Consider the following 11192-nt stretch of genomic DNA (forward strand, 5'->3'; position numbering starts at 1 on the left):
GCTCGTGCGCACTTTGGTATGAATCGAGAGGAAGCCGAACAGCTAACCATGACTGAATTTCAGATGATGCTCAAAGCTAAATATCCTGATGAAAAAGGCTTCACCAAAGAAGAATATGACAACATCATGAAACAAGATGATAAACGGAATGATGAACTGATCAGTGGTAAGCGTCGATTGGTGAGTAGGAAACGTAAATGAGTTAGTTTGCTTTCTTTTGCATCGCTGTCTATATAACATAAGATTAAATTAACTTATTGATGGTGATAATATGACCGAGAATGAATGGTTGGACGGATTAAGAGGATTGCCTGACGAAGCGATACTAAAACTTCATTTTAGTCTTCAAGAAAAGATAAAGAAGCACTATAAAATGAGAGATAAAGCGAATAATTTAAATAAGGCCATTGAGTATTGTAAGCAACAAATAGCATTGTCTCCGTTAGCCATATCAGCATTAAAGCGTAATCAAGCTATGTATAATGACGGTGAGTTCTTCGCTCCATCCCATTATGGGTATAAGCAGTATTCCGTTATTCTGAAAAAGAAAAAAGATTTAGATGAACTCGATAGAATTAAGAAAAAAATGATAAATGAAGGGTGGCGTATTAGTTAATTTGCTCCCATTTGCACCACAAACAGCTAAACTAATAACAAATTAACTAACGAGGATGGTGTTGTGGATATAAAAATAGATATCGCACCAAATGAGCTTTATCAAGTTATAGAAAATAAAGACGGAGTTGTAACATATTTTGCAAATAGAGATAGGATTAGAGAGCTAATCGCTGATAAAGAAAAACAAACTATATTAGCTGAGTCTCAAGGCATTGATAGGATGATGTTTAACAATGACTATATGGATAAATTCAACTTATTGATAGTTAATGAGCCAGTAGAAGCTCAAGCTAATATCTATGAAGTGTTCGCTCAAGAATTAGAAATAATTACAAATAGAATAAACAAAGAGACGGAAAGCATCATCCTAGAAACAGAAAAAATGAATAAGAATGCAGAAAATATTGGGAAAGTTATTGGGGCTGTATTGTTAGGTTGCGCTACATTCTTTATTCTTTACATGATCAATAATTAATTTATAAGCCACACATTAATCAAAGTAACCCTGCCAACCGGCGGGGTTTTTCATTTTAAGGAGCCGATAAATGGTACAAGTAGGCGAAATTGTTTATCAAGTACAGATGGATGTTAGGCAATTGCTTACATCACAACAGCAGTTAGAGCAACGCCTTAATCGCATGGATAGTAGCTTTAACCGAACGTCTCAGTCAGTAAATAACACAGAGCGTTCAATGCAGTCTCTATCTAAAGTTGCGGCGGCTCTGACTGGTTATTTATCGGCTTCAATGGTTGCTAGTTATTCTGAAGCATGGACTGAATTAAACAACAAGCTATCTAACTCAGTTCGTGCGAGTGAGTCACTTGTTGATGTTACTCAGCGAGTATTTGATATCTCTCAAGCAACGCGTTCTAGCCTCGATGCCACAGCAACGCTCTATGCACGATTAGAGCGAGGCACGAGAGAATACAACACATCAGCAGCGGACTTGGCAAAATTAACATCCATCATCAACCAAGGCTTTATCGTCTCTGGTGCTACTGCACAGGAAGCAGAAAATGCCATTATTCAGCTATCGCAGGGTATCGCGTCTGGCGTTCTCCGTGGTGAAGAATTTAACTCAGTGGCGGAACAGGGTAGTCGTTTGATGGTTGCACTTGCTGACTCGATGGGTGTTGGTATTGGTCAACTCCGTAAGATGGCAGCAGAAGGCAAGCTAACTACTGATGTTGTTGTGAAAGGTTTGCTCTCTCAAGGTGATGCGATTGGTAAAGAGTTTGCCAAAACCACTCGAACAATGTCACAGGCTTTCCAAGAGGCTGGGAACAACCTAACCAAGTTTCTCGGTGAAAATACAACAATAAAATCAACCATTAGTGCGTTTAGTGATGCGGTTATTACGGTTAGTAAGAATTTAGATGAGCTTAGCTCTGTCTTGACGGTAATTGCCACAGTGGTTGGTTCAAGATATGTTGGCGCATTAGCTATGGCTACCAAGTCAAAAGTGATGATGGCAGCCGCCTCTCGTCAAGAGTCAGTCGCTACACTGCAATCAGCAAGAGCAAGTGAGTATGCTGCAAATATGTCAGTCAGAAAGGCTCAGGCTGATTTAGCCTCCGCTAGATCTGCTGTTGCCCTTGCTCAAGCAGAGTACAACGTTGCAAAAGGAACCTTGGCGGAAGCAACCGCTCTTGATAACTTAATCGCTAAAAAATCATTAGCCTCAAAAGCTGCAATAACATTAACCCAAGCAACACAAGCGCAAACAGCAGCAATGGCAAACTCAGCAGCCGCAGCGAGAGCTGCATCATTATCTATGGGTTTGTTGCGTGGCGCTATGGGGATGTTAGGTGGCCCTGCTGGTGTGGCCATGTTAGCTGGTGCCGCAATCTATTACTTCTATCAGAAATCAGAGCAAGCAAAACAAGAGGCTAGAGATTTTGCTGATAGCATAGATCAGTTAACAGTAAAATTAAAAGAGCTTTCATATCAAGAGATTGCTAGAGATGCTCAAGATGCTAGAGATAAACAAGAGCTACTACGCCTCGAGATGAAAGAGCAGGAAAAACAGCTATCAGCATTAAGAGCTCAACTTGAATTACAAAAAACTGCATTAAAAGACCAGCCAGAACTTATTGATAAAAACACCACAAGGATCTTGCGTGAAATTACAAAGCTTGAAGGTGATTTATCTACAAATAGAAAACGCCTTGAGTTAACCACAAAATACCTCACAGATGCTCAAGATGAATACAACAGGAAAGCAAAGGAAGCTATTGACTTAAGTGTTAAGAGTGCAACAACTCTTGATATTGAGAAATCAGCTTTTGGAAGGTTAACAACTCAGATAAGAGAGGCAACTGGAGCAAAGGAAGAGTTCAGTCTTGTAAGACCAAAACTTAATTTTGGTGGTGAGGAAGGTGAAAAGCTAAAAAAACAAATGGAAGAAAGGCTCGCCCTATCTAAATTAGAGGGAGCTGAAAGAGCTAAGCTAAAAGCTATGTATGACGCTAAAGATGCAGGGATAACAGATCCTGATGCAATTCGTCATTTACAAGATTTAGCAGCTCAAGAGTACGAAAACACTCAGGCAAAAAAAGAAGGAATTAAAACAGCAAAAGAGGCAGCTAGTGCAGCATTAAAAGAAGCCACTGAAGCTGAAAAGCTGAAACAGAAGATCACCGATGTAGCCAATGCGACAAAAGTTGCTGAATTAGAAACAAAAGGACTTGCTCGCGAAGCCGCCATTCTTGAAGCCGTTCAAAAACTTGGCAGTAAAGCTACGAAAGCGCAGATTGCAGAAATAACAGAGTTAGCTGGAAAGGAATTTGATTTAAAACAGAAAATCCAAGACAGGAAAGATGCTTTCTCTCAAAATCCAGAAGCAAAGGCAAATCAAGAATACAAGTTATCTCTTGAGCAACTCGAAAGGCAACTTCAAGGTAATTTGGTTACTGAGGAGAATTACCAAAGAAGAAGAGTTGAGTTAGCTGGTGAGTATTCTAAAAAAATAGCTGAGGCAAATGCTCAAGCTTCAGTTTCTCCAATTGAAGATAATAGAGCTCAGTTCGATCCTGTTCAGCAATTGAAAAATGAGAATGCTAAAAAACTAGCGCTCATGGATAAGTATTATGCTGATGAAATGGCAATCATTAATCAAGCGTATACAAATCAACAGATCTCACACGAGCAATTTACGACAGCTAAACAAATCACTGACGCACAATACCTTCAGATAAGAACAGCGCAGGAAAGGCAGTTCAATGAACAGCAAACTGCCGCACAGTGGCAGATGTTAAGTCAGCAAAGCTTAGGCTTTGACATGCTCACATCTGCTGTTGATGCAATGGCAGGAAGCGCATCAAACGCCATCACTGGATTGTTAACTGGCACCATGACTGCTGCTGATGCAATGAGATCGCTTGGCAACACAATACTAAACAGTGTTGTTAATTCCATTGTTCAAACTGGCGTTGAAATGCTAAAGAATTTCATTATTGGTAAAACAATGGGCGCTGCCGCAGCTGCCGCGTCCATTGGTGAAGCCGCCATTGTCGCTTCTGCATGGGCTCCTGCCGCTGCGTTTGTTTCTCTAGCAACTATGGGTGCTAATGCCGCGCCAGCTAACGCAGGATTGATTGGAACTACTGGATTATCACAAACACTAGCAATTGCTGGCGCTCGTAAAAATGGCGGTCCTGTTGATGCTGGTTCAATGTATCGAGTTGGTGAAGGTGGTAAACCTGAGATATTCAAGGCTAACAACGGTCGTCAATACATGATCCCCGGTGACAATGGAAAGGTTATTTCCAATAAAGATATGCAGGGTGGCGGTATGAATGTGAATGTTGTCTTTAATGACTATTCATCTGGTGACCACAAGTTTGATGCGCAGACATCACAAGATGGAAATACGCTAACTATTCAGGCATTCATTATGGATATGGATAATAAAGGCCCTATGCTTCAATCCATTACAAGAAACACATCGGCAACGGCGAGAGCGAGAGGTTGATATATGGTTGTTGATTACCCTGATTGGCTTCCTCTGGCGCAGAAAGCTGATAAAAGCATGACGCTAGATACTGGCTTCTTGACAGATCAGCCACAGGTAGGCGCACCTATATTTCAGAAGCTCACTGATGACTTAAAAACTGTATGGAGTGTGAATTGGATATTTACACTTCAACAGGAGCGTGCGTTTGCCCAATGGTTGCGAAGTCCTAACTATCTTGATAATTGCAATCGCTGGTTCAGGATGAAAATTAATCTGGGTGGTAGTGGGTTGCAGGAGCAGGAATTGCATTTTTTTTCCTATCCAGTGCAAACCAGTATTAATGGATCTTCTGTAACATGGACTGGTCAAGTCATTAGTAAGAAACTTTATAATTCAGATGATGAATTCGACGATATTATCGTTGAGTTTCCGCCATCATTTGGAAGTTGGCTTGATATTATCGTCACTGAGACTCTACCAAAGTATAAGGAGTTGTAATGCCTACACTAAGAGAGTATCGGGCACAAAGGCCAAACAGAATACTTTATGAGACGCTGCAATTTAGTCATCCGTCATTTGGCGATATCTATCTCGTGTCGTATCAGATATTCCCAAAGGTTCTAGGTGGTGTTGAATATCAGCCGTGTAATTTCGAACTATCGGACAGCCAGCAAAGCCGAACGCCCATCATTGACGCCAGTGTTAAATTCAGCCGTGTTGCACAAGACTTTAAACAGAAACTTAAGCTATGGAAATCATTCAATAGAATGACACCCATAGAGGCTACTTATCGCTTATTTGATGAGAAAGACAAAGGTAAGGCCATTACTCGATGGAAATTATTTGTGAAAGATGTGTCGATGGATCATGAAAGTGTCACTGTCACGCTATCTATGAGTAATCCATTAAATAAAAATATCGGACGCATTTATGAGCCACAAGAATGGCCAGGCTTGGAGGCTGTATGACAACTCAGGATTTCATCGATAAAACTATCGGTAAACCATGGAAAAACAGGTCTTGTACATTTGATGCTATGGATTGTTGGGGTCTCGTCGTTCTCTATTATCGTCACGCTCTAGGTATTGAGATCCACCATGACACAGGCTATGAGTCTGAAACGGATTTTGTTACTTGCTATAAAAATGAAGTTGAGTTTTGGGAGAAAGTAAATCAACCAGAAAATAACGGAATATTTATAGGCTATATAGGATCAAAACCCACTCACATTGGCTTGATTATCGATGGTAACGCATTACATAGTCGAGGTGAAAACGGCTCTGTGAGAATGGATAGGTTGATTGTGCTCGAGAGAAAATTCACTAAGTTGGAGTTTATGAAATATGCCAATAATTGAAATTCAGCGTGTCGCTGGAATACCGAAAGAGAGAGTCGAGATAAAAGCCGGCTCTCTTTTTTTTGATTGGTTAAAAGAGCAAAACTTTCATCATGACGTTGATATCTATGTTAACGGCGTAAAGCTTAACGACGATGATCACCTTGACTTTATTATTAGTGAATTTCATCACATTCAAATATTTGACCAACCGAAGGGGATTATTGGCGACATTCTTAATCCAGTATTTAAGTTTGTTTCTAAGATATTTTCATTCTTAGCGCCCAAAGCACCATCATTTAGCGCCGCTGATGTGAATGCAAAGGAAAGTCCTAACAACCGATTAACAGGCCAAACTAATATAGCAAGAACATACCAGGCTAGACCTGAAATTCACGGACAAGTTAGAGCCTTTCCCGATCTCATTCAGCAATCAATGTTTGAATACATCGACAATAAAAAGATGGTTACCGAGTGGATGAACTTTGGCATCGGTTACTACACGATTGAGAATGTGAAATATTCAGAGTCTGAATTAATCGCTCTTGATGGTGCCAGTTATCAGATATTCCAACCAGGTGAAGTGATCCCACAGATATTCGAGGGGTTTGAGTTCCCTGATGTTGACGGACAAGAAATACCGGGCCCGAATGAAAGTGACGAAATTCCACAATATGAGGCTACTGCTAACAATGTTATTTCTGGTGAAATTAAAGGTGGCGAGGCGGCCATAAAGATAGAGAAACAAGATGATTTTCGATATTTTATGGATATCGTAAAGCCTCGATCAGTAAGCCTTGTTGTTAATGTGACTTATGATACTCCGCAGGGTTCGGTTACAAAGGATATTAAGGTTGATGCTTATCTATCTGATGCGAAAGAAAGTGATGATGGCGCTATTATTTCACCAAAATATTACTATGAATTCTTTTTCACTAATTTAACCGGTGGTGATTTGGCAACTCTACCGCCTAATGCAATAGTCAACACATCAAAGTTTATTCTCTATGACAACCAATTCCTGACAGTAGGGCCTTTCTTTTCACCGCTTGATGGTGGTGAATTATGGGTGCATTTAAACGCACAGCTTGGTGATGGTGATTGGGCTAGCGCAAGAATTGAATTCTGGAAAGTTGATGAGAATAACAATGAAGTAGCTGGAACAAGAGAGTCATTCAATAGAGGGTTTCCATCTGCACCAAAAACAAAAACGTACTATCTAACGGAAAAGTTCAAGCCGTTGGCTGGATATGGAAGATATGCACTTCAATTAACTCGATTAGAAAACAGTAATGATCACAGCATTCTTAAGCTAGAGGAAGTCTTTATTGTTAGAGAGAGAATTAACGAAGTACATGAAGAAGATACACTTGTTAAGGTAACAGTGAGGGCAACAGAGGCACCAACGGGAACAAGAGAGCGTAAATACAACGCACTGGCTACACGTCATGTTATTAGTTACGACATAAATAGCCGTAGCGTTGATTATACATTAAGACCATCACGATCATTTGCTGATGCGGTCGCTCACACTTGGCTAGTTACTGCAGGACAGCCAGAAAGCACCATAGATTTATATGGTTTGTATTCAATCTATGAATCACTTCCAGATAAGCGCTTAGGATATTTTGATTACACGTTTGATGATGAAGATGTATCGCTGGGTCAGCGTATAGAAACAATATGCAACGTTGCTCGTGTTATTTCATTTTGGGATAACGGTGTGCTTACATTTACTCGTGAGGAGGAAAAGAAATATCCATCAGGCACCTTCAATAGAGCTAACACAACAGGAAACGGGTTCTCACTTTCTTATGATATGACAATGCCGAGTGGTAATGATGGTGTTGAAATAGAATATGTAAACCCTAAAACCAACAAAAAGACCTACCTTAAATATCGTATTGAAGATAACAAAATAGTTAACAAGCCAGCTAAGAACCCTAACAAAATAACCATTCACGGTTGTCGTAATGAGTATCAGGCGACAGATAGGGCACTATTAGAAATGGATAGGTTAATACATCAGCGCATGAGTATCAGTGTGCAAACTCTCGCAGATGGTGATTATGTTTATCCGGGTGATTTAATTATTGTTGCTGACACATACGATAAGAATCAGCAGGCGGGTTATATAGTTGAGAGGATCGGCAATCAGTTTTCAACAAATGAAAAAGTTGTTTTTGATGGTGAGATGTTTGTTTGTATCACTGATCACTTAGGCAATACGACAGAAAGATTTAAAGCTATACCGAGAAGCGATACAGCTTACGGATTTATCGCTGATATACCTGATATCCAACTAAATATCTATGACGGCATGAATGTTCAATCTCCGTCACGTTATGTTATATCCAATATCGTTGAAATGGACTCAATGAGATGGATTGTAAGCGACAAAAAGCCTAATGCAGACGGAACTTTCAGCATTACAGCAAGTGAGTATTTTTCTGCAAAGAAAGATTACAACGTTTAATTAAATTCATTTCAATCATAGCCAGCCTAATCGCTGGCTTTTTTATTGGGAAAAATTATGTCTACAATTCCAACACAAAATCCAGTTCCAAGTGAAGCACCGCGCGACCTGAAATATAACTCAGGTAAAATTGACGAATTTGTTACGTCAATGAAAAACAAATATATCGATAGATTCGGGCAAGAGCATTTTACAATCGAAGGGTTACGCTGGGTTGCTCAGCAAGCAATATCTCAATTCGGATATATCACATTAGACTCGTTCCAAAAAGGCGCAGAAATAACATTACCCAATCAAGTTTTACGTGATGAAATTACAGGAGAATATTACCGTTGGGATGGAGCGTTGCCAAAATCAGTTCCTGTTAATTCAACTCCAGATAATTCTGGTGGTGTTGGAGTTAATTCATGGTTGAGTGTTGGCGATGCTGTTTTGAGGTCAGATCTTGAAAAAGGTAGATTCAATAATGAAGGTACATCAATTTTCTTTATCCCAGGAATAAATCTGTTAGATGAAAATATCGATAATAGAGCCGCAATATATGAATTTAATGGTAATGTTTTTATACCAAAAGGAATTACAGTTAGGTGCAATCTACTCCCTGAAGATGATGTTACTATTTTTAAAGGTGAGGGGAAAATTCTAACAAGAGATCCATGGGGCAATGAGCATATATTTGATGTTTATAAAGCAAATAATGGTTCTGATTTTTCTTTTTCAGATATTTTAAATCAAGGGATGTACAAGGAATTTGATATTAGCGTTGGTTGCATTGGTGATTCTATATCAGATGGTGCGTGGGGTAAGCAAGACTGGAAATCACCTCCAACTGATAGTAATGGTAATTTATCTAGTGTTAACTATAATCATTCTGCGCCAGAATCTGGTGGAAGTCACTCGTGGGTAGCTCATTTTGCGTATGGTTTAAATTTGATAGCAGAGAGAGTAACGAGTAAAAAGATATTCCATCCATGCAACTGTTCTCTTAGTGGGCAAAAATTAATCAATGGATGGGCATATAGAAATTTTGATTATGGTTTTTTCAAAAATAAAGCCTATGGTAACAAGGCGCCAGATGTCCTAATAATATCAATGGGATGGAATGATAATGTGGGTGATTTTAGTGATTACTTACGTTCTTTTGATTCATTAATAAAAAAAGCTTGTGGCTATGGGTCATCTGTATCAATAGTCTCTGTTAACCAAAATGATTTCAAACATACAGCGTTAGAGAATAGCGTTAAAAGCTCACTACCAATATATTATAAAAATATTGAATATTATGACCTGAGCGGATATTTAGAGAAGGTATCAACCTCAAAAATAGGAGACCCTAATCGGTTTTATACTAAAAACAACGGGGTGTTTGATGTTGTTCACCCCCAACCAATAGGACAAATAACAATAGGTAGCGGGCTATTGTGTAGTTTATTTAGAAATAAATTCATAAAGGATGTTGGTGATAATGTTCTATTACAGCCATCCACAAATGATAAATATGTATCATGTGTAGGATATACTACAGGGAATAGATACTCACCGAAATATTATAATGCAGGAGGGAATAATCTTCTTGATAGCATGGGAAAAATTGCTCAATTTGATATTGATAAAGAAAATGTGACCATAAATTACTTAGTCTATTGCGAAGATGACAATCTATCAGCTTCAATAATTGAGCCGTATAACAGAGCTGAGGATTACGAGGTATTCCCTGCAGCAAATAATATCTCTCTGTTCAGAGGTTTGGGGGTCTATCCTAATAGTGAAAAAGAATTAGCTACTTACAGAACAATAAATAGAGAGATAATAGCAAGTGGACGAATGAGAGATGGGTTATCTTTAATCACAAATATAGGGAAACTACACTATGGTCTTAATTTGATTAGCATTATTTACGGTGGAAACCCTAGTATTGTTTATCCTCCGTTATTAAAGTTTCAAAAAAATAACGATGTAGGTTCTATGTATTATAATTTTTCATTTATAGTTAAAAACAATATTTACGGGAGTATAAAAAAACTTATAAATAACCCAGATAGACAGCTGGTAAATATATTTGACGGATCAGTATCCTCATTTACCCCGCATTTTTTTATCTCAGGAGATTTTAGAGTTTCAACAACTATTATTCACTCAGATATTCCATCTGGTTTTTTTGTTCTTCTAAATTATGATGAAATTAATGATATAGGCATATCAATAAGTGTGAATGACGGAGTTATAGAGCACGGGGAATATTCTAAAGGCAATGTGGAAAATATTAATAAAACAAATATTAATAAGAATGGTGAAATAAGAATATTATCTTACCAAGCGACTTCTTTAGGCAAAGTCTCAAATAATTTTAAGATTGATTGTGGGGGAAACTCCTATTCATTCTCATCAGAATATTCGACTGGAGGAACTATAGGTGCCAAAAATTCAAGCGGTGAAAATGTATACCTGACAATATCTACTAGCAATATATATGTGAATTAAAATACTCGCGCAAATGTGCTGGTTGTTGCCGTTCAACTTCTGAGGCGACAACTGGCATATTGAGGCGCTCTTTATATGCGACACCAGAAGCTGCCAAATCGACATTAATCTTGTCTTTTTCTTCTTGAGGTAAGTTTGCGAGGTTCATAGTAGGTCCAATTATTTTTTGGAGAGTATAGCAGGGCGGGAGAATTGATGGGACGAATTTGGGACAAGCAACATGAAGTAGCATAAGGCAACTTCAAGTAACTTCAGGTAAGGTGGGACGTGTGAACGCTTGTTGAGACTGTATTTAGTTGATATTAAAGAATAATTCTACGCTCTT

General features: G+C 38.7%; 10 protein-coding genes. 9 read left to right on the top strand and 1 reads right to left on the bottom strand.

All coding sequences use genetic code 11. The features are described 5' to 3' along the window. From HMPREF3129_RS04140 to HMPREF3129_RS18660, 9 genes are all read left to right on the top strand, one after another. Positions 1 to 201 (top strand): DUF6246 family protein (locus HMPREF3129_RS04140; RefSeq protein WP_236645501.1); only part of this gene is annotated, 201 nt, incomplete at its 5' end. 70 nt (positions 202 to 271) lie between these two features. Beyond that, positions 272 to 616 (top strand): hypothetical protein, encoded by a 345-nt coding sequence (locus HMPREF3129_RS04145; RefSeq protein ID WP_004247771.1) that lies wholly within the window; start codon positions 272 to 274, stop codon positions 614 to 616. A gap of 63 nt (positions 617 to 679) precedes the next feature. Continuing rightward, positions 680 to 1093 (top strand): hypothetical protein, encoded by a 414-nt coding sequence (locus tag HMPREF3129_RS04150; RefSeq protein WP_049199082.1) that lies wholly within the window; start codon positions 680 to 682, stop codon positions 1091 to 1093. Positions 1094 to 1163: 70 nt separating this feature from the next. Next, positions 1164 to 4592, top strand: coding sequence for a tape measure protein (locus HMPREF3129_RS04155; protein ID WP_070486813.1), 3429 nt, complete (start codon positions 1164 to 1166; stop codon positions 4590 to 4592). A 3-nt stretch (positions 4593 to 4595) separates the two neighbouring features. Further along, positions 4596 to 5072, top strand: coding sequence for a hypothetical protein (locus tag HMPREF3129_RS04160; RefSeq protein WP_070486815.1), 477 nt, complete (start codon positions 4596 to 4598; stop codon positions 5070 to 5072). Beyond that, positions 5072 to 5542, top strand: coding sequence for a DUF1833 family protein (locus HMPREF3129_RS04165; RefSeq protein ID WP_070486816.1), 471 nt, complete (start codon positions 5072 to 5074; stop codon positions 5540 to 5542). The genes HMPREF3129_RS04160 and HMPREF3129_RS04165 overlap by 1 nt, the downstream gene beginning before the upstream one ends. Then, positions 5539 to 5931 (top strand): NlpC/P60 family protein, encoded by a 393-nt coding sequence (locus tag HMPREF3129_RS04170; protein WP_070486817.1) that lies wholly within the window; start codon positions 5539 to 5541, stop codon positions 5929 to 5931. The genes HMPREF3129_RS04165 and HMPREF3129_RS04170 overlap by 4 nt, the downstream gene beginning before the upstream one ends. Further along, a complete protein-coding gene (locus HMPREF3129_RS04175; RefSeq protein ID WP_070486818.1) occupies positions 5918 to 8386 on the top strand; it encodes a host specificity factor TipJ family phage tail protein in 2469 nt (822 codons plus the stop codon). Before HMPREF3129_RS04170 ends, HMPREF3129_RS04175 begins: the two co-directional genes overlap by 14 nt. A gap of 57 nt (positions 8387 to 8443) precedes the next feature. Then, positions 8444 to 10867, top strand: a complete 2424-nt coding sequence (locus HMPREF3129_RS18660; protein WP_070486819.1) for a tail fiber/spike domain-containing protein — start codon at positions 8444 to 8446, stop codon at positions 10865 to 10867. On the opposite strand, the gene HMPREF3129_RS04185 is transcribed toward HMPREF3129_RS18660, so the two are convergent. Beyond that, a complete protein-coding gene (locus HMPREF3129_RS04185; RefSeq protein ID WP_070486822.1) occupies positions 10845 to 11015 on the bottom strand; it encodes a DNA polymerase III subunit theta in 171 nt (56 codons plus the stop codon). The genes HMPREF3129_RS18660 and HMPREF3129_RS04185 overlap by 23 nt on opposite strands. Positions 11016 to 11192: the final 177 nt, after the last annotated feature.

This window comes from Proteus sp. HMSC14B05 (genome assembly GCF_001808035.1).
Classification (GTDB): domain Bacteria; phylum Pseudomonadota; class Gammaproteobacteria; order Enterobacterales; family Enterobacteriaceae; genus Proteus; species Proteus mirabilis.